The following is a 19,846-nucleotide window of genomic DNA, read 5'->3' as shown; positions in this document are numbered from 1 at the left end:
ACATCAACCATGAACGAGAACAGCCAAGCCCTCCAATGCGTCATGATCCCCGTGACCGGTCGCCAGCTGTTGCTGCCCAACGTCTCCATTGCCGAGGTGGTGGACTTTGACAGCGCGGACGCCGGCGCCAACACGCCGGACTGGCTGGTGGGCCATCTCGACTGGCGGGGACTCCGGCTGCCGGTCGTCTCCTACGATGCTGCCAATGGCGGGCAACTCGTTGTTCCCGGGGATAACCGGGGCCGCATCATTGTGCTCAATACCATCGGCCCGAATCACACTCGCGCACCGTTCATGGCCCTGGTGACCCAGGGGATTCCCAGCCAGGCCCGCCTGGAAGAGGAGCAGATGCGCCAGCTTGACGGCGAAAACGGTCCGGCCGACCTGATGCAGGTGGAAGTGGACGGAGACACCGCCTGGATTCCCAACCTCGAATACCTTGAATCACTGGCCCTGGAAGGCACAGAAACCGCCAGCTGATCCCCGGCTGGCCAGGCACCACAGGTGTTCCGTTCAGCAACAAATGTTATAATGTTGCAAACTTTGTCGGAACCCGAGTCATGCCTGAACGAGCCCTGCCCTACCGCCCCCACAACCATGACGTGTGTGTCAGTCAGGCCCTGGCAGATGCCCGCGATATCTGCCGGGACCATAATGCCCGCCTGACCGCCATCCGGGAGCGGGTACTGGAACTGATCTGGCAGTCCCACAAACCCCTGGGCGCCTATGACATCCTCGCCCGGCTGGGCGACGAGGGCCACAATGCAGCGCCACCGACGGTCTACCGGGCGCTGGATTTTCTGCTCCAGTATGGACTGGTTCACCGGATTGCCTCGCTTAATGCCTTTGTCGGCTGCCCCCATGCCGGGGAGCATCACCGGGGTGCCTTCCTGATCTGCCGCCAGTGCGGTACCGCTCTGGAACTGGACGCTCCGGCCCTGTCCGATGCCATAGAGTCCGCGGCCCGGGCGCAGTCGTTCCTGCCAGAAGACATCACCCTCGAGGTCTCCGGACTCTGCCCGGTCTGCCAGGAGGCCGCGCGCGATGACTGACCCTCTGGTTCAGCTTGAGCAACTGACCATCCGCTTTGATGATCGCGTGGCCGTGGACCACGTCAATCTGACCGTCAGCCGGGGCGACATCGTGACCATCATCGGCCCCAACGGCGCCGGCAAGACGACGCTGATCAAGGCCATCCTGGGCCTTCAAAAAGCCACCACCGGGCGCATCCGGGTAACTCCCGGGCTCGTCGTCGGCTATGTGCCCCAGCATCTGTCTCTGGAAACCACGCTGCCGCTGAGTGTCCGACGCTTTATGGCGCTCACTGGGCGCAATGCCACCGACTGCGAAAAGGCACTGGAACGTACCGGTGTCCGTCACCTTCTCAATGCCTCCATCCACCATCTTTCCGGCGGTGAGCGCCAGCGCCTGCTGCTGGCCCGGGCGCTGGCCAGACAACCGGATCTGCTGGTGCTGGATGAGCCGGCCCAGGGTGTCGACATCAACGGTCAGGCGGCACTGTACGAACTGATCCGGGAGTTGCGGGACGAACTCCACTGCGGTGTGATCATGATCTCCCATGATCTGCACCTGGTGATGGCCGCCACCGACCACGTCATCTGTCTGAACCAGCATGTCTGCTGCAGCGGCTATCCGGCGGATATTTCCACCGATCCGGCGTTTGTCGAAACCTTTGGCCAGCGGGTGGCCGAGTCACTGGCGGTATACCATCACCATCACAATCACCGGCATAACCTGCATGGCGATGTGGTGCCCGCCGGTAGCCATCAAGGGGGCTGCCAGCATGACCATGGTTGACGCCATCCTGGGTGATTTTTTCTGGCGGGCGCTGCTTGGCGGGCTGGGAGTCGCGGTCGTCGCCGGTCCGCTGGGCTGTTTCGTGGTCTGGCGCCGCATGGCCTACTTCGGCGATACCCTCGCCCATTCCGCGCTGCTGGGTATTGCCCTCAGTTTCCTGATCAGCCTGCCACTGAACCTGGCCGTGATTGTCACCTGTGTCGGTATCGCGCTCCTGCTGGTGCTGCTGTCGCGCACCCGGGTGCTGGCCACCGACACATTGCTGGGTATTCTCGCCCACAGCACCCTGGCCATTGGTCTCGTGGCCATCAGTTTCATGCCGGACGTCCGGGTGGACCTGACCGGGCTTCTGTTCGGCGATCTGCTGGCGATGACCCGCAATGACCTGCTCTGGATTTACGGTGGTGCAGTCGTGGTTCTGACCCTGCTGATCGTACTCTGGCGGGGCCTGCTGATGAGCACCATCCATGAAGAACTGGCCCGGGTGGAAGGCGTGCCGGTGGAGCGCCTGCGTCTGGCCTTGATGCTGATGTTCTCGCTGGTGATCGCCGTGGCCATGAAAATCGTTGGCGTACTGCTGATCACGGCCCTGCTGGTGATTCCGGCAGCAACCGCCCGCCGGCTGGCCCGTAACCCGGAGCATATGGTGGGGCTGGCCATCATGTTCGGATTCATAGCGGTGTCAGGAGGGCTGGCAATGTCGTGGTATCTGGACACGCCGGCGGGGCCATCGGTGGTTGTCACCGCCTTTCTGGCGTTCCTGCTGGTGTACGCCGGCGCCCGCAACCGCCACGACTGACACCAGCGCCGGGCAGGCCGGTCTGGCTTCTACAGGGGCTGGATCTGTTCCGCCAGCCGGCCGGTTTCCAGCAGCTCCATGAACTCATCACCCAGCCGGTCACTTTCGGCCACGGCTTTGCGCCAGGCCCGCTCGCGGGCATCGTCCTGGTCCAGATAGATCCGGAAATCTTTCCGGTCGGGCAGTTTGCGGTCCGGCAGCCGGTCAATGTACTCCCGGGAGGGAGACACCAGCAGCACATCCTGCAGACGCCGGGCATCCCCGTTGCGCCACTTCAGGGCCTTGTCGAACCAGCCGGGCACCACCCGGTCGGTAAAGTGCGGGTACAGGATAATGCCCGGCTGATGCCAGGGCAGGTCCAGGTGATAATCCAGCAGTCCGCCGTCCCGGTAGACTCCGCCCGGAGCCCCCGGAATATCACGGACCCCGACCATGACCAGCGGTATGGAGGCTGAGGCCAGCAAGGAAGGGATCAGGTTGTCGCGGGTCAGCTCGATGGTGTGGCTTGGGAAGTCCAGCAACTCGGACACAGGCGCACCGGCCCGGACATCGGTCACAATCCCCCGCTCCATGAAACGCCCGAGGAAACGCCGGTTCATCAGGTTGGCACTGATGGCCCCCATCAGCCCCAGCCCGAGCCGGCCGCGGGTGTCATGCTGGAGCAGTCCCAGGCTCCGGATAACCACCACGCTGAGACGATACCAGGGGTGATTCAGCAGCGTGTCCTCGCGGCCCCCGAGCAGTTCCTGCAGAAACAGCTCACTGCGCCGGCTGATCTCGGCGGCATCGACATCCCGGTCAAAGCGCTGGATCGTGTAAAGTTCCGCCAGTTTCGCCAGTTGCGATTTCGGGTCATCACCGGAAGCAACGGCGGCAAAGCGCCAGCTGCCAATGGACGAGCCGATCAGCGCCCGTTGCTGTTGCACCCGGGGCAGCCAGTCACCAAAAATGGCCTTGTCCAGACCGCTGATGCCCAGAGCCTTGGGGCCACCAGCCGCGCCGGGAATCACGTGAACATCATCCGGTGTCAGGTTCTTTTCCTGCAGCCGTTGCAGGGCGCGCTGGCCAGCCCGGATGGTCAACGCCGGTGCACTGGTATGGATGGCAGTCATTCACTATCCTCTAATCTGAAGCCAGCAGTTTATCGAACCCGGTGGATGGCGCCAAACCTCATGGGGTCTCAACAGCCCCGGCTTAGGGATGGACAAACGGTCCCAGGCATCAGTAGCGGGGCAGAATTCACAGACCGTGCTAGACTCGGTTGCCTATAATTCCAACAACAATGTCATGGACGTGCCAACCAGCAGGAGCAAGGTGTGAATCTCTTTATTTCGCCGGATGCCCTGGCGACCAACCCCACCAAGGCGGTGCTGGGTTTCAGGCGCCAGCTGGTGTATCACCTGCATATCTGGGCCCTGATTGCGGTCGCACCACTCATTGTTATCCAGTGGCACCAACACCACATCCTGCTCTCAGGCATGCTCGCTCTGTTCTGCCTGAACGCTGTCCTGGTCATCGCCTTTCTGCGCTTCAAGGGTTCCTATTTTCTCCATGGCTGGCTGTTCCCACTGCTCGCCGCCATCTGCGCTACCTATTCCACCTATATCAACGGCTATGCCGGTCTGTACTGGGCCTATCCGGCGTCTATTGCCCTGTTCTTCCTGCTCCCCCTGCGCCAGGCCATTGTCTTCAGCGTTATCTTCATCGGGGCCATGGCTCTGGTGTCATCGATGAAGTTCGCGGTCGCGGATTTCTGGCGAATCTGCTTTTCCCTGGGGCTGAGTTGCCTGTTTGCCATGACTTTCGCCTGGCTGGTGGGGAAGCTGCAACGGGAACTGACCCGGCTGGCGACCACCGATCCTCTGACCGGCTGTTTGAACCGATCGCAGATGGCCGACGTAATGAATCATCACATAACGCTTAGGGAACGCTATGAACGGGTGTCGAGCCTGGTGTTGATCGATCTGGATTACTTCAAGAGCATCAACGACCAATGGGGCCATCTGGCGGGTGACCGGGTGCTCAAGGATATGGCGCTCAGGCTGCGGGCCAGGCTGCGGGACAGTGACCAGCTGTTTCGCATCGGGGGCGAGGAGTTCATGCTGGTACTACCGGAAACCCGGCAGAAAGATGCCGACAGACTGGCCCACCAGCTACTCGACACCATCAGTGCCCGCCCCTTCCTGGATGATCTGCGGGTCACCGCCAGCGCCAGTGTCGCCGAGGTGGAGCCCGGAGACAGCTGGTCAAGCTGGCTGAATCGAGCGGACCAGGCACTTTATGAGGCCAAAGCCGCAGGGCGGGACCAGGTGATCAATGTTCCGAGACAACCGGCCATGGCGAAAACACCCGAATTCCCTTAAGCTTCGCCTTTTGCCAGCTACAGCTACACACGATCGGAAGCCACTATGTCACGACCGCTAGAAGACCTCGCCAGCCATTTTCGTGCCGTTATTGAAGGCCTCGGCGAGGACCCTGACCGTGAGGGCCTGCAGGACACGCCCATGCGTGCCGCCAAAGCCATGCAGTTCCTGACTCACGGCTATCACCAGAATCTGGACGAACTCGTCAATAACGCCGTCTTCGAGTCCACCATGGACGAGATGGTGGTGGTTCAGGACATCGAGCTTTACAGCATGTGTGAGCACCATATGCTGCCGTTTATCGGCAAATGCCACATCGCCTATCTGCCCCAGGGCAAGGTGCTGGGCCTGTCCAAATTCGCCCGTATCGTGGACATGTACGCCCGCCGGCTGCAGATCCAGGAAAATCTGACCCGCCAGATCGCCGAAGCCATTGAAAGCGTCACCGGCGCCAACGGCGTGGCCGTGGTCATCGAAGCCCAGCATATGTGCATGATGATGCGGGGCGTGGAAAAACAGAACTCCCGCATGAAAACCTCCATGATGCTGGGTACCTTCCGCAAGTCCCAGGCCACGCGTACCGAGTTCCTCAATCTCATCCGCAGCAATCACTGATCCCCTTTATCCCCGACCAGGGAGGCTTCATGGCAAACGTTACCGGAGACAGTCTGGCCCGTGTCCGCATCAAGAATCTGTTGCTCAGGGCCTACATCGGCATCAAGGAAGAGGAAATCAACAACCAGCAGAATGTCGTGATCAATGTTGAGCTCACCTACGATGCCAGCGAGGCCATTGACCGTAATGAGATTTCTGCTGCACTCAACTACCGGACCATCACCAAGCAGATCATTGCCCACGTGGACGGCAACCGGTTTGCCCTGCTGGAGCGGCTGACCCATGAGGTACTCGATATCGTGATGTCCCACCAGGCGGTACGCTGGGCACAGGTCGAGATCGACAAACCCCACGCCCTGCGCTATGCCGAATCGGTTTCGGTGTGCCTGGAAGACCAACGCTGATCCCGGGAGGCCAGCATGCTGAACAACGAGCCGGATCAGATCCGGGATATCCTTGAGGGTGTGCGCACCATTGCCCTGGTCGGTGCCAGTGAGAAAACCAATCGCCCCTCTCACGAAGTCATGGCGTATCTGCAGAACCAGGGCTATCGCGTCATCCCGGTCAATCCCCGGCTCGCCGGTCAGCAGTTGCTGGGCGAAACGGTGGTTGCCGATCTGAACGCCCTGCCCGAACCGGTGGACATGGCAGACCTGTTTCTTGCCCCGGAACGCACCGACCCGGTGATTGACCAGGCCATTGATCTGCAGATCCCCGTTCTCTGGCTGCAACTGGGCGTCATCAACCCGGCCGGTGCCGAGCGCGCGGGTAACGCCGGACTCAAGGTCGTCATGGACCGCTGCCCGAAACAGGAAATTCCACGCCTGAACATCCAGACACCCCGGCAGACCGGATAATGGGCGCCCATCGCTGCTCCGGCATTACGGTTTCTACGTACCTCTGTTAACAATCCGACCACTCTGACATACTTGCCTGATAACAATCAGAAGAATGAAAGAGCCGTACACCGCGGAGCACAGTGTGGAAAAACCCCAAGCGACCATAAGAGTGATCGTGCGTCTGATGATGAGCCCGGTGTTTCCGGTGGTCATTTTTCTGGTTTTTCTCACCATTGCCACCGCACTACGCAGCGGCCTGGTGCAGCAGAACACCCGGCAGATCCAGGCCAACCTGCAGGACGAAGCCCGTGCGCTTGTGGACAATCTCGAGCGGGAATTCATGGTCCACACCCTGGCTATCGGCAGACTGGCCGCCCGCCTGGAATCCAATCCGGAACTTCCCGAATCAGAATGGCGCTCGGATGCCAGCAACTACCTGAGAGATTTTGGCGTCTATCAGGCCATTGAGTGGATCGACCGGAATTACATTGTTCGATGGCTCGAACCCCTGACCGGCAATCAGGACGCTCTGGGCTACAACGTCGCCTTCAATGATCAACGCCGACAGGCCCTCGAACAATCCGCCGCCAACGGCCACCCGGACATCTCCGGCATCATCGGTCTGCGCCAGGGCGGTACTGGCATGGTGATCTATCACCCGGTAGGTACCGGTGAAAACAACAACGGTTTCATGGCCGGCGTGTTCAAGATGGATGTTCTGGCCCAGCAGCTTCTGACCAACCGGGTTCTGGAAAACTTCCAGATCGTCATCCACCACGGCCAGCGGGCGGTCCATCAGCTCAACGCCGATGTCGATATCAACAACGCGTTCAGTTATACCGAGCCGGTGGAACTGCCGACACTGGACTGGCGCCTCACCCTTCGTCCCAGCGAAGTCTGGGTCAGCACCCAACGCAGTGGCTGGCCCAACCTGACCTTTGCCAGTCTGTTGATGATGGGGCTGCTCACCAGCCTGACCACCGTTCTGGTGCAGCTGATTCTCAAGCGCAACCAGGCTTTGCTGAAAACCCGCTTCGAGCTGGAGCAGGAAATCGATCAGCGCCATGCCATGCAGGTGGACCTTGAGCGGCTGGAATCCACCGACACCCTGACCGGCCTGGCCAACCGCCGGTTTTTCATGGAAGACCTGACCCATACGCTGAACATCGCGGATCGCCAGATGCGTCAGGTGGGGCTGATCATGATGGATCTTGACCGCTTCCAGATGCTCAACGATTCCCTGGGCCACCAGTTTGGCGATGAGCTCCTGATCAAGGTATCGGAACGTTTGAACGGGCTGTCCAACGAGCGGGTTCTGGTTGCCTATTCCGGCGGTGACGAGTTCATGGTGTGCCAGCAGCAGGTGGACGACATCGACGATGTGATTCACCTGCTGGGCCTGGTCAAGCAGTGCTTTGACCGCCCGTTTGAGGTCCAGGGCGAGGCCCACAGCATCACCGCCACCATGGGTGTTGCCGTCTATCCCCAGAGCGGCCTGGACGCGGACACCCTGATGCGTAACGCTGACATCGCACTTTACCGCGCCAAGGAACAGGGCCGTAACACCTATCAGTTCTACACCGAGGGCATGCAGGACCGTGAGGTCATGCGCCTGGAGCTCGACAAGGATCTGAGCAAGGCCCTGGCCAACGACGAATTTGTGCTGTTCTTCCAGCCGCAACTGGATCTGGAAAGCGGGGATGTCACCAGCGTCGAAGCGCTGATTCGTTGGCAGCACCCGCGCCGGGGCCTGCTGTCACCCGTCGAATTCATTCCCCTGGCCGAAGAAAGCGGGCGCATCACTGATATCGGGCGCTGGGTCATACTCGCCGCCTGTCGGCAACTGGGCCGCTGGAAAAACGGCCAGTGCCGGAACCTGCGCATCGCCATCAACCTGTCCGGCCTGGAACTGAACGACGATTCCCTGGTGGATCATGTCCGCAATGCCCTGCGCTCCGAACAGGTGGATCCGTCCAAGCTGGAAGTTGAGCTGACCGAGGAAATCTTCATCCAGAACATTGAACACAACCTCAACCAGCTGTCCAAACTTCGACAGCTGGGTGTGCAGTTGGCCATTGATGACTTCGGCGTGGGCTACTCGTCCCTGGGTTACCTGCGGGATTTCCCGGTCGACCTGCTGAAAATCGACCGCTCGTTCATCACCGACGTCACCGAAAGGCACGACGACGCCGTCATCACCCGCGCAGTGATCAACCTGGCCCACAACCTGGGTATCCGGGTCATCGCCGAGGGCGTGGAAACCGAGGAGCAGTTACAGTTCCTCAGGGACCATCGCTGTAACATGGCCCAGGGCTATCTGATCAGCCGGCCGGTGCCAGCCCGGGATCTCGAGAAGGCCCTCGCCAAAGGCATTCTTTCCACCGGACTGCCGGCGGACCTGTGATTGCAATTGGTGTAACCTGTCCCCAGACTCTTCTCTGAATAGAATACGTCCGGCGAGTGCCTGTTATGTCTGCAAAGTATCTGACTCCGGATCAGGATGCCCGGCTCCGGCGCTGGGAGCGCTGGAACCGGAACTACTTCCTGTTCGCTTTTGTGGCACTGATCATTGTACTGGTGTTCAGCAGCCAGCTTGGCCTGTCCTCCGGCAATGACTGGGGTGGCCTCGGCGTCCTGATTGCCCTTCTCATCACGCCGATCATCGTCCTGCAGCTGCGCCTGAAGTGTCCGGCCTGTGGCACCTCCATCGGCTGGCAGGCAAAACTGATGGCGCCCGACCAGTGCAAGTCGTGCGGTGCCTTCCTACGGGCCAAAAACACGTCTTCCTGAAAAACCTTTGACCTATGAGTAACTCATAGGTTCTATTCTTTCTAAACTGGTGGTTTGGGAGATTGCCGCGCAGGTGTGGGTAATGCTTCCGAAAACCGCTGCAAGTACGTCCATGTACGCTTGCTTTCAGCCATCCATGGCTTCAAGCATTTTCGGAAGCATTACCCACGTCTGCGCTCCGCAACATCTGAGTTACCTCTGATCCACCCAACGACTTGTTTGGGAATTCGAGATTATGAAAGTCAAAGACATCGCCACCGCAGCCGACGTGACCCCGGATACCGTCCGGTTCTACACGCGGGAAGGTCTGCTGCAGCCCACTCGCAACCCGGACAACAATTACCAGCAGTACGACGCCGAAGACCTGCGCCGGCTGCGGTTTGCCAGAAAGGCCCGGCAACTGGGTTTTTCGCTGGTGGAGGTGCGGCAGATTCTGGACCAGGCGGACGAGCATCATTCCCCCTGCCCGATGGTCCGGGATGTATTCCAGAAACGCCTGGCGGCGGTCGAAGAGGAAATAGCCCAACTGCAGCAACTGCGCGAACGCATGATTTCCGCCCTGTCGGCCTGGCAGGACATGCCCGACGGCATGCCGGACGGACACAACATCTGCCGGCTGATTGAACGCTGGGACGAATCCGCCACCGACAGACACGGTAAGGAGCTAAGCCATGAGTAACGAAACACAGGAACTGACACCCCGGCTGAGCATTTCCGGGGCCTCCTGCCAGGGCTGTGCCAAGAAAATCCGTAATGCCCTGGAGCCGTTAACCGGCAGCACCGAGAAGGTCGAGGTGGACCTGGAGGCACAGACAGTCGCACTTCCGGAAGATGTGGATATCGACGAGGCAGCCCGCATCGTGACAGACACCGGCTATCCGGCAGAACCACTGGAACAGGAGCAGGCCGACAGTTGCTGCTTGGCCAAAGCGTCCTGCTGCAGTAGCCAGTCCGGGCCGAAGGAAACCGGCCAGAAACAGCACAGCAGCAACCCGGACCATCAGGACGCACCGACCAAAGCCGTTTCCGGCGGTGACAGTGATCAGATCACCCTCTCCGTCACCGGCGCCACCTGTGCATCCTGCGTCAACACCATCGAAAAGGCATTGATGTCGGTTTCCGGGGTCAGTCACGCCCACATGAACCTGGCAGACAACACCGCCACGGCCAGTGGCAACGCCGATCCCCAGGCGCTGGTGGATGCGGTGGAAAGTGCCGGCTACGGCGCCAGCGTTATTGAGGATGAAGACGCGGCGGACGAACGCCGCCAGGAGCAGGACCGCCGGCAATATCGAACCCTGCTGGCCAAAATGGCGGTCAGCCTGGGTCTCGGTCTGGGGCTGATGATCTGGGGTATGGGGTTTGATTCCATCCTCGTGTCAGAAGCCAACCAGGGCACCTGGCTCGGCCTTGGCCTGCTGACACTGGTCGTCATGATGGCCACTGGCGGCCACTTCTACGTGGGTGCCTGGAAAGCATTTCGTCACCATAACGCCAACATGGATACGCTTATCGCCTTGGGCACCGGCACCGCCTGGGTGTATTCCATGGCGGTTTCGGCGTTTCCTGGCGCGTTGCCGGAGATGGCCCGACACGTCTATTTCGAGGCGTCGGCCATGATCATCGGTCTGATCAACCTCGGCCAGGCTCTGGAGCTGCGGGCCAAGGGCAAGACCTCGGAGGCGGTGCGGCGTCTGCTTGACCTGCGCGCCAAGACCGCCCGGGTGATCCGCGAGGGCGAGGAACAGGACATTCCCGTCGAGGACGTTCAGAAAGGCGATCACATCCGGGTTCGTCCCGGGGAAAAACTGCCGGTGGATGGTGTCATTCTCGAAGGCAGTACCCGCATTGACGAGAGCATGCTGACCGGCGAGCCCATGCCCGTCAGCAAAGGCGAAGAGGACGAGGTGTCCGCCGGCACCCTGAACACCCATGGTTCGATCGTGTACGAGGCCACCCGGGTGGGCAGCGAGACGGCACTGGCCCAGATCATCAAACTGGTCAAGAAAGCCCAGGGCTCCAAACCTGCCATCGGGCGCCTGGCCGACCGGATCTCCTCGGTGTTCGTGCCTACCGTCATCCTGATTGCCATTGCCGCGGCGCTGGTCTGGTACAACGTCGGTCCGGAACCGGCCGTGGTCCATATGATGGTGGCAGCCACCACGGTGCTGATCATTGCCTGCCCCTGTGCATTGGGCCTGGCAACCCCCATGTCAGTGATGGTCGGGGTGGGCAAGGCTGCCGAATACGGCGCCCTGATCCGCCAGGGCGATGCCCTGCAGACCGCCGGCAAGCTGGACCTGGTGATCCTGGATAAAACCGGCACCATCACCGAAGGGCATCCCACGGTGACCCGGGTGCATGCCGCAGACGAGGATGAACATCACCTGCTGGCACTGGCCGCCGGGATTGAACAGCATTCCGAACACCCCTTGGCCGAAGCGGTTCTGGCGAAGGCCAGTGAGGCCGGCGTCAGCCCGTTGGCCGTGAGTGGTTTCGAAGCACTCAATGGCAAGGGTGTACAGGGCGAATACGAGAGCCAGACGCTGCGCCTTGGTAATCGCCGGTGGCTGGAACACGAGGGCCTGTCGGCCTCAGGACTGGACCAGGCCGCTGACACCATTACCGGCGAGGCCGGCACACCACTGTTCCTGGCGCTGGGCGACAAGGTACTGGGCGTGATTGGCGTTGCCGATGCCATCAAACCGGACTCCCAGGCCGCGATCCGGCGCCTGCATGAAGCCGGGATACGGGTCATGATGGTGACCGGCGACGTGGATGCGACCGCGCGGGCCATCTCGGAGAAAGCCGGCATTGATGATTACCGGGCCGAAGTTCTGCCACAGGACAAGGCGGAAGTGGTCAGTGAAATGCGCGGCCAGGGCTACACAGTGGCCATGGTCGGCGACGGCATCAACGATGCCCCGGCCCTGGCGGCGGCCGATGTTGGCTTCGCCATCGGGACCGGCACCGATGTAGCCATTGAAAGCGCCGCCATCACGCTGATGCGCGGCTCCCTGCACGGCGTGCCCGACGCCATAGAAATTTCCCGGGCGACGGTCAAGAACATTCATCAGAACCTGTTCGGCGCCTTCATTTACAACAGCCTTGGCATCCCGATCGCCGCCGGTGTGCTCTATCCGCTGTGGGGCGTTCTGATGAGCCCGATCCTGGCCGGCGCCGCCATGTCACTGTCTTCGGTCACGGTGGTGACCAATGCCAACCGGTTGCGACTGTTCCGAACCAGTCAGCAACCGCAAGCCGCTGAACAGAAGGAGTGAAACCAATGCTGGATTTTCTGGTCAATGCCGGAGGAATTGCGCTGATGGCCGCCACCATCTGGTGGTTCTGGCTGTCAGGCTCCGACACGCCGTCAAACGAACAGCACCAACACCATCACTGAGGTCAACATCATGAACCGACACACCCTGGCCCTTGGCCTCACCGCCGCCCTCGGCTTCAGCACCACCGCCCTGGCCGGCGGTGCGGCCCAGAGCATCCATGTCTACAAGTCGCCGACTTGTGGCTGCTGCGAGGCCTGGATTGAGCACATGGAAGACAATGGTTTTGACGTCACTGCCACCGACAGCAACAACATGGGGCGGGTCAAGGCGGAGGCGGGGCTGTTTCCCGGGCTGGGCAGCTGCCACACCGCCTTTGTCGGCGACTATGTGATTGAAGGCCATGTGCCGGCCCAGGACGTGAAACGCCTGCTCAGTGAGGCCCCGGAAGCCACCGGTCTGAGTGCGCCCGGTATGCCCCTGGGTTCACCCGGCATGGAAATGGGCGGCCGCAAGGATCATTACAAGGTCATTCTGTTTAACGATCAGGGCCAGACCCGGGTGTTTTCCCAATACAATTAATCGGTATGGGGGTTACTCAAAAGCCCCCTATTCCGCAGCGGGGGCTTTCCGGATGGGCTATTATTGAGGTGATTGTCCGGAAACTTCCCGAAAAGGTCAGGATTTGAGTCTCAAAACCCGTATTCTCGCGCTGCTTGCCGCGTTGATCGTTGTCGCCGGTTCGGCGTCCCTGCTTGCCTACCGCGAGCTGTCCGCCGGTATCATCGAGCGCTGGGGCAAGCATGTCGCAGAGATACAGGTCCGCTACGACAGCGCCCGCCTCCTGCAGTCACTGGAACGCGAAATTGGCCTGGCCCGCCAGATGGCGAAATCCTCGGCCCTGGTGCAATGGGCCCGAACCCCAGACAGCCCCGGGCTGGAGGCGGCGGCCATTCGCCAGATGGAGAGTTTCCGCACCAACTTCCGCGACAACAGCTACTTTGTCGCCCTGAAGAACAACGGGCATTACTACTACAACAACGCCGCCAACGAGTTCGCCGGCAATCAGTTCCGCTACGTGCTGGATCCGGAAAAGCCCGAGGATGCCTGGTTTTACCGACTGATTGACGAAGGCCGGGACTTCCATCTGAACGTCAATCCGGATACCGAGTTGGGCGTCACCAAGCTCTGGATCGACGTCCTGATGCGCGACCAGAACAGCAACATTGTCGGCATGGTCGGCACCGGCCTGAACCTGGATGACTTTCTGCAGGACATCGTGGACATCGGCCAGGAAGGCATCACCACCCTGTTTGTCGACTACAACGGCGCCATCCAGCTCTACCGCGATCGCAACTACATCGATTTTGCCACCATCATAAAACCCGAAGGCCAGAAGAACACGGTCGACCTCCTGTTCGATAACCCGCAGGACAAACGGCAGATCCTGGGCATGCTGCAGATGCTGAAACAGCGCGATGGTGAAACCGGCGCCGTGGAGAGCGGATTTGTCACCGTCGATGGTCGCGAACACCTGGCCGGCGTGGCCTTCCTGCCGGCCATTGGCTGGTTTGAAATCACCCTGCTGGATCTCAATACCCTGCTGCCGGTCAGTTACCTGTGGCCACTACTGGCGGTGTTCATCATCAGCCTTCTGATCACCCTGGCGCTGTTCCACCACGTCATCCAGTCCCGCATCCTGCGGCCGGTCATCAGTCTGGAGAGTGCGGTACACCGGGTCCGTGAAGGCCGTTTCGACCTGCCCTACCTGCCCAAGCCCGACAATGAAATCGGCCGGCTGGTGGACCACTTCGAGAAAATGGCCGGAACCGTGCAGGACACCACCCGGGAACTGGAAGCAAAGGTCGCCAGCCGGACCGAAGAGCTGCACCGGCTGGCCCGGGTGGATGCCCTGACCGGCCTGAAGAACCGGCGCGGTCTGGACGAGTTGATGGCCGAAGAAATCCAGCGCGCCCATCGTGAGCAGAAAGGCTTCGGCCTTATCTGGCTGGACGTGGACCACTTCAAGGCCATCAACGACAACTTCGGCCATCAGACCGGCGACGACATCCTGTGTCGGGTCGCCCTCTGGCTGAAAGCCTCGGTCCGCCCTTACGATCACCCCGGGCGCTGGGGTGGCGACGAATTTGTTGTGGTGCTCTCACCCTGCGAGGCCGAGGATCTGGAACAGATCGCTCACCGGATTCGCACCGATGTGGAACGGGAAAGCAGTCAGACCGGCACCCCGGTCACCGTCAGCGTTGGCGGCTACTACAGCCTGCCCGGCGACAGCATCGAAACCCTGCTGCGCAAGGCCGACCAGGCCCTCTATACGGCCAAGCGGGAGGGCCGGAACCGGGTCGTCATCCAGAAGCCGGATGCCGCCGAAGCCGACACGGTCTGATGGGTCTGACTCATACCGGCATAACCGGTATACTCCGCCCATAATCCATTTGTCAGTCAGGTTATCACTCCATGCTCAATGCCGACGCCCTGAACCAGTTGCGCCAGCTCAAAACCGACATCAAGGAGAACAAGGTGGTCTTTGCCGGCACCGTCAAAGCCACCAACGGGCGCTTCGGTTTTGTGGCCCTGGACGAAGGCCGGGACGTGTTCCTGCCGCCCGAGGAAATGCAGAAAGTCCTGCCGGGTGATCGCGTCAATGTCACCGAACACGAGGCCGACAAGGGCAAAACCCAGGGCGTGGTGGATGAGTTGCTGGAAACCCACCTGACCACCTTCGTGGGCCGATACCTGGTCAAGGGCAAGGGCCACTTCGTGGTGCCGGAAACGCCGGGTATTAACCGCTGGATTTTCATCCCGCCCAGAGAGCGCAAAAACGCCGAGGCCGGTGATTTCATCTATTGCCAGATTCATCGCCACCCGATCAAGGACGGCAAGGGCCAGGCCCGCGTTCTTCGGGTCATCGGCAAGGAAGGCGAGCCCGGCATCGAACGCGCTTTTACCCTGGCCAACTTCGATCTGGCGGACACCTGGCCGGACGAAGTCACCCAGCAGGCCGACAGCCTGAGCGAAGACACACTCGCGGCCCATACCGACCAGCGCGAAGACCGCAGCGAGCAGCCCTACGTCACCATCGACAGCCCGGGCACCCAGGACATGGACGACGCCCTGATGGCCACGCCCAATGCCACCGGCTGGCAGTTATCCATCGCCATTGCCGACCCGACAACGGTTGTCGAGCCGGGCAGCCCCGCCGAGGAAGAGGCGTTCAACCGGGCCACTGCCATCTATTTTCCGGGCGAACCCCTGCCCATGCTGCCGGAGGCCATCAGCACCCGCCTGTGCTCACTGATGCCCAACGCCCGGCGGCTGGCCCTGGTGTGCGACCTGCAGGTGAACAACGATGGCAGCCTGGGCGAATACAGCTTCCACCGGGCGGTTATCCAGTCCCAGAGCAAACTCAGTTACGACCTGGTGGCCCACCTCATCGAAGGGCGTGAAGACGACGACATCAAGGCCCTGCCGGATGCCGTGGCCAACAGCCTGGATCAGTTGCACCAGGCCGCCACGGCCCTGCGCAAATGGCGCTCCGAACATGCCCTGCTCAGCCCGGACCGGCCGGAATTCCGGCTGCGCCTGGATGAGAACAAGCGCGTGCGCCTGATCGAGCCGGCCACCCAGAATGAAGCCCACCGACTGGTCGAGGAATGCATGGTGGCCGCCAACCGCTGTGCCGCTGACTTCCTCCACCAGCAGGGCGAAGGGCTGTTTATCCAGCACCCGGGGCTGCGGGACGACCGTACTGAGAACATCCGCAAGCTGCTTGAGGGTTATGCCCCGCACCTGGCTGAAGTGGATACCGGTTCGGCCGAGGGCTTCCGCAAGCTGATGCTCGAGAGTGGCGAGGTGGAGGCCGACGTGCCGGTGAAGTCGATCCTGTCCCGGCAACTGGCCCGGGCGGAGCTGGCCTTTGAGCCGGCCCCGCACCAGGGCATGGGGCTGGCCAGCTACACCACGTTCACCTCGCCGCTCCGGAAGTTTGCCGATTTCTACGTGCACCGGCTGATCAAGGCGGCACTGTGGGACGAGCCGATGAAGGCCCTGAACAGCCAGCAACTGGAGACGCTCCAGTCCAGCCAGATCCGGGCCCGACAAGCCGCCAACACCCTGGAGAACTGGCTCAAGAGCGACTTCGCCAAGGGCCTGCCCGGGGATCCGATGGAAGGCAGCATCAGCCGCACCATGCCCACCGGTTTCTACGTCAGGCTGGACAGCAACGGGCTGGAAGGCTTCGTCAGTTGCCGGGACCTGGACGGCAAATACAGTTTTGATCCGGTCACCCTGCGCCTGGTTCACAACAAGAACGGTCGCATCTTCCAGCTGGAACAGCGCGTCACCGTCAGCTTTGACGGCGTGGACGACGAGCGCCGGCAGATCCGCTTCAAGCTGATTGAAGGTGGACAAGCGCCGTCTGAACCGCAGGAAAACAGCCAGAACGACTAACCGGCACTGAAGATCCGGCTCAATATATCGTACAATTCATTCATGAATCCGATCGATATATTGAGTCTCGACCTACGGGCACTGGCAACGTTCGTTACCGTGCTGGATGAAGGCAGCGTGTCCCGGGCCGCCGTGCGGCTCGGTGTCAGCCAGTCGGCGGTCAGCCATACCCTGGAACGGCTACGCCAGGCGTTCGGCGACCCCCTGTTCGTAAAATCCGGCCGGGGCATCGTACCAACCCGCTACGCCCTCCAGGCCGGCCCCCACATCCGCCAGTTGCTGGACGAACTGCGTACGCTGCCGTCCGGCCCGCCGTTTGACCCCGCCACCGCGGAATTCACCTTCACCATCGCAGCCAATGATTACCAGCGGGATCTGCTGCTGCCCGGCCTGATGCGCCAGCTGCGTGAACAGTCACCGGGCATCAGCCTGCAGGTTATCCCCTCCGGCATCCCCCGTGCCGACCTGTTACGCAAGGAAGCCTGCGATCTGGTGATCACACCGCACGCACCCGAGGCGACCGACATCATGCAACGCGGCCTGATGGCCGACCGGATGGTGGTGTTCTATGACCCGGACATGCGGTCCGCGCCGGCAGATCTGGCGGACTACCTGAAGTCGGAGCACATCAGCCTGATGTTCGCCACCGGTGAGAAGCCGGCACTGGAAAACACCCTGGCGGCACGGGGCATGAACCGGCGCAACCGGGTCACCGTGTCGAATTTCTCCGGCCTGCCCGAGTTCCTGCGGGGCACCGACATGCTGGCCGCTGCGCCCGAAAGGCTGGCCAATGGCCTGATGCGAGACTTTGCCTACGCTCCCCTGCCGTTCGACTACAAACCGTTTACCCTGCTCATGCTCTGGCACAGCCGGCATCAAAATGACCCGGCACACCGCTGGATGCGCAATCAGGTGAACGCGGTGGCTGCCACCATGAACGGGCTGAATAAGACGCACCAGAAGATCAATTAGTTTTGCTCATATATTGCATGAGGGGGTCGGGCATTATCTTCCGGCGTCTGTCTCCCTACACTTCAGCCCGCTAGTTCACTCTCATCGTTAATTGCCGGAATCACCATGCTCGCACTGACCAGCATCTGGACCACTCTCTTACTGGCGGCCGCCTGCGCGCTCGGGCCGATTGCGATCGACATGTATCTGCCGGCATTTCCCCAGATAGGGGCCGATTTTGGCGCCGGCGCTGACGATGTCCAACTGACCCTCAGCCTGTACCTGGCCGGTTTTGCCGTGGCGCAACTGGTCTGTGGCCCGCTGGCGGACCGGTTCGGCCGCAAACCGATCATGGTCGGCGGCTTTCTGCTGTTTGCCATGGCCAGCATTGGCTGCGCCATGGCCAGCAACATTGAATCCCTGCAGTTGTTCCGCTTCCTCCAGGCACTGGGTGGCTCGGCCGGGCCGGTGCTGGGTCGCGCGGTGATCCGCGACGTTTACACGCCCAGAGAAGCGGCAAAAATCCTGGCCCTGCTGGCCAGCCTGATGGCCATGGCACCGGCGGTGGCGCCGACACTTGGCGGGTTTATGGTCAGCGCCCTGAACTGGCACTGGATCTTCATCGCCATGGGCACCTACGCGCTGGTGATGGCCGGAGTCATTGCTTTCGGCATTCCCGAGCCCCTGCGCCGGGATTATCGCCAGCCGCTCAGACCCGCCAGCCTGTTTGGCAACTACCGCCGGATTCTGGGCGACGCCAGTTTTCTGGGCTATACCCTGACCAATGCGGCGGTCTACGGCGCCCTGTTTGCCTTCCTGTCCGGTGCTGCCTTTGTCCTGATCGATGTCCTGGGGGTTGCCCCGGAACACTTCGGGCTGTACTTCGCCGCCATGGTGGTCGGTTACGTTGCCGGCAACCTGGGGTCGATCCGGCTGGCGCGCTTCCTGGTTCCGGACCAGATCCTGCTGTACGGCCTGATCATTGCCACCGCCAGCGGCGCGAGCATGGCCGGCTTTGCCCTCCAGGGCGTTCACAACGTCTGGGCCGTGATGCTGCCCCAGTCGCTGCTGATGGTCGGTACCGGCATGATCCTGCCCCAGACCATGGCCGGAGCCCTGGCGAATTTCCCGTCCATGGCCGGTTCTGCGTCTGCCCTGTTCGGCTTCATCCAGATGGCCACAGCCGCCGCTGCCGGCGCGCTCGTGGGCCAGCTGCACGACGGCACACCGTTAGTGATGGCCGCGATCATCGCCGGTTTTGCGGCATTGGCTCTGGTTTTCTATCTTTTCCTTGTGCAACGATATCCGGCCCCAGGGTTCGAAGCCCAGGGTGCAAATTCCCGATAAAAGTCATCCAGACCGGGTTTTAGGGAGTAGACTCTCTGATAACACCCTCGATGACCATCAAGGAGCAGACCATGAGCAAAGTAACGCTGGACGGAAACCCGATTGAAGTCAGTGGCAAGTTTCCCGAAGTCGGAGATAACGTTCCCCCGTTTACCCTGACCAACAGTGGCCTGGAAGACGTGAAGCTCGACCACTGGCAGGGCAAACGCAAGATCCTGAACATCATTCCCAGCATTGATACCGGCGTCTGCGCCGCTTCAACCCGAAAATTCAACGAGAAGGCCGGCAACCTGGAAAACACCGTGGTTCTGGTCATCTCCGCAGACCTGCCGTTCGCCGCCTCCCGTTTCTGCGGCGCGGAAGGCCTGAAGAATGTGGAAACCCTGTCCACCTTCCGCAACTACAGCTTCCAGCAGGATTACGGTGTCGCGATGCAGGATGGCCCACTGGCCGGTCTGTGCGCCCGGGCTGTGATCGTGCTGGACGAGAACGACAAAGTCCTGCACAGCCAGTTGGTTGACGAAATCAAGGACGAACCGGACTACGACGCCGCCCTGCAGGCGCTCTGATTTGCCC

The 19,846-nt window shown here is 61.2% G+C and carries 19 protein-coding genes; 18 read left to right on the top strand and 1 reads right to left on the bottom strand.

The window, feature by feature from the left end:
* Nucleotides 1–9: 9 nt before the first annotated feature.
* From HNR38_RS00190 to znuB, 4 genes are all read left to right on the top strand, one after another.
* Entirely contained in the window at nt 10–480 is a 471-nt protein-coding gene (locus HNR38_RS00190; protein ID WP_183698558.1) for a chemotaxis protein CheW, read from the top strand.
* A gap of 80 nt (nt 481–560) precedes the next feature.
* Nucleotides 561–1,052: a Fur family transcriptional regulator gene (locus HNR38_RS00185; RefSeq protein WP_183698556.1), complete on the top strand. Its 492-nt coding sequence runs from the start codon at nt 561–563 to the stop codon at nt 1,050–1,052.
* Complete coding sequence (znuC, locus tag HNR38_RS00180) at nt 1,045–1,818, top strand: zinc ABC transporter ATP-binding protein ZnuC (RefSeq protein ID WP_183698554.1); 774 nt, start codon at nt 1,045–1,047, stop codon at nt 1,816–1,818. Before HNR38_RS00185 ends, znuC begins: the two co-directional genes overlap by 8 nt.
* Nucleotides 1,805–2,617, top strand: coding sequence for a zinc ABC transporter permease subunit ZnuB (gene znuB, locus HNR38_RS00175; RefSeq protein ID WP_183698552.1), 813 nt, complete (start codon nt 1,805–1,807; stop codon nt 2,615–2,617). Before znuC ends, znuB begins: the two co-directional genes overlap by 14 nt.
* A gap of 29 nt (nt 2,618–2,646) precedes the next feature.
* Here the strand turns inward: znuB and HNR38_RS00170 are convergent, their stop codons facing one another.
* Complete coding sequence (locus HNR38_RS00170) at nt 2,647–3,729, bottom strand: patatin-like phospholipase family protein (RefSeq protein WP_183698550.1); 1,083 nt, start codon at nt 3,727–3,729, stop codon at nt 2,647–2,649.
* 204 nt (nt 3,730–3,933) lie between these two features.
* Between HNR38_RS00170 and HNR38_RS00165 the strand changes: the two genes are divergently transcribed.
* The 14 genes from HNR38_RS00165 to tpx all read left to right on the top strand — a co-directional run bounded on the left by HNR38_RS00165 (nt 3,934) and on the right by tpx (nt 19,839).
* Nucleotides 3,934–4,980: a diguanylate cyclase gene (locus HNR38_RS00165; RefSeq protein WP_183698548.1), complete on the top strand. Its 1,047-nt coding sequence runs from the start codon at nt 3,934–3,936 to the stop codon at nt 4,978–4,980.
* Nucleotides 4,981–5,025: 45 nt separating this feature from the next.
* Nucleotides 5,026–5,595 (top strand): GTP cyclohydrolase I FolE, encoded by a 570-nt coding sequence (folE, locus tag HNR38_RS00160; RefSeq protein WP_183698546.1) that lies wholly within the window; start codon nt 5,026–5,028, stop codon nt 5,593–5,595.
* Between the two features lie 29 nt (nt 5,596–5,624).
* Nucleotides 5,625–5,999: a dihydroneopterin triphosphate 2'-epimerase gene (gene folX / locus HNR38_RS00155; protein WP_183698544.1), complete on the top strand. Its 375-nt coding sequence runs from the start codon at nt 5,625–5,627 to the stop codon at nt 5,997–5,999.
* A 15-nt stretch (nt 6,000–6,014) separates the two neighbouring features.
* Nucleotides 6,015–6,452 carry a CoA-binding protein gene (locus tag HNR38_RS00150; protein WP_183698542.1) on the top strand — a complete coding sequence of 146 codons (438 nt, stop codon included), beginning with the start codon at nt 6,015–6,017 and terminating at the stop codon, nt 6,450–6,452.
* A gap of 166 nt (nt 6,453–6,618) precedes the next feature.
* Nucleotides 6,619–8,838, top strand: a complete 2,220-nt coding sequence (locus tag HNR38_RS00145; RefSeq protein ID WP_183699677.1) for a bifunctional diguanylate cyclase/phosphodiesterase — start codon at nt 6,619–6,621, stop codon at nt 8,836–8,838.
* A 65-nt stretch (nt 8,839–8,903) separates the two neighbouring features.
* The gene (locus tag HNR38_RS00140) at nt 8,904–9,224 is read left to right on the top strand and encodes a hypothetical protein (RefSeq protein WP_183698540.1); all 321 of its coding nucleotides are present in this window, start codon (nt 8,904–8,906) and stop codon (nt 9,222–9,224) included.
* 235 nt (nt 9,225–9,459) lie between these two features.
* The gene (locus HNR38_RS00135; RefSeq protein WP_183698538.1) at nt 9,460–9,903 is read left to right on the top strand and encodes a MerR family transcriptional regulator; all 444 of its coding nucleotides are present in this window, start codon (nt 9,460–9,462) and stop codon (nt 9,901–9,903) included.
* Nucleotides 9,896–12,505 (top strand): heavy metal translocating P-type ATPase, encoded by a 2,610-nt coding sequence (locus HNR38_RS00130; RefSeq protein WP_183698536.1) that lies wholly within the window; start codon nt 9,896–9,898, stop codon nt 12,503–12,505. The genes HNR38_RS00135 and HNR38_RS00130 overlap by 8 nt, the downstream gene beginning before the upstream one ends.
* Before the next feature lie 132 nt (nt 12,506–12,637).
* Nucleotides 12,638–13,087 carry a DUF411 domain-containing protein gene (locus HNR38_RS00125; protein ID WP_183698534.1) on the top strand — a complete coding sequence of 150 codons (450 nt, stop codon included), beginning with the start codon at nt 12,638–12,640 and terminating at the stop codon, nt 13,085–13,087.
* Between the two features lie 103 nt (nt 13,088–13,190).
* Entirely contained in the window at nt 13,191–14,909 is a 1,719-nt protein-coding gene (locus HNR38_RS00120; RefSeq protein ID WP_183698532.1) for a sensor domain-containing diguanylate cyclase, read from the top strand.
* Between the two features lie 71 nt (nt 14,910–14,980).
* The gene (locus tag HNR38_RS00115; RefSeq protein ID WP_183698530.1) at nt 14,981–16,972 is read left to right on the top strand and encodes a ribonuclease R family protein; all 1,992 of its coding nucleotides are present in this window, start codon (nt 14,981–14,983) and stop codon (nt 16,970–16,972) included.
* A 42-nt stretch (nt 16,973–17,014) separates the two neighbouring features.
* Nucleotides 17,015–17,944 (top strand): LysR family transcriptional regulator, encoded by a 930-nt coding sequence (locus HNR38_RS00110; RefSeq protein WP_183698528.1) that lies wholly within the window; start codon nt 17,015–17,017, stop codon nt 17,942–17,944.
* Between the two features lie 105 nt (nt 17,945–18,049).
* Nucleotides 18,050–19,270 carry a multidrug effflux MFS transporter gene (locus HNR38_RS00105; protein ID WP_183698526.1) on the top strand — a complete coding sequence of 407 codons (1,221 nt, stop codon included), beginning with the start codon at nt 18,050–18,052 and terminating at the stop codon, nt 19,268–19,270.
* Nucleotides 19,271–19,341: 71 nt separating this feature from the next.
* Complete coding sequence (gene tpx / locus HNR38_RS00100) at nt 19,342–19,839, top strand: thiol peroxidase (protein WP_183698524.1); 498 nt, start codon at nt 19,342–19,344, stop codon at nt 19,837–19,839.
* Nucleotides 19,840–19,846: the final 7 nt, after the last annotated feature.

It is taken from the genome of Marinobacter oulmenensis (genome assembly GCF_014201735.1).
GTDB classification, from domain to species: Bacteria; Pseudomonadota; Gammaproteobacteria; order Pseudomonadales; family Oleiphilaceae; genus Marinobacter; species Marinobacter oulmenensis.
Note: the sequence above shows the minus strand (reverse complement) of the source record. Positions and strands in the feature narration are given on the sequence as shown.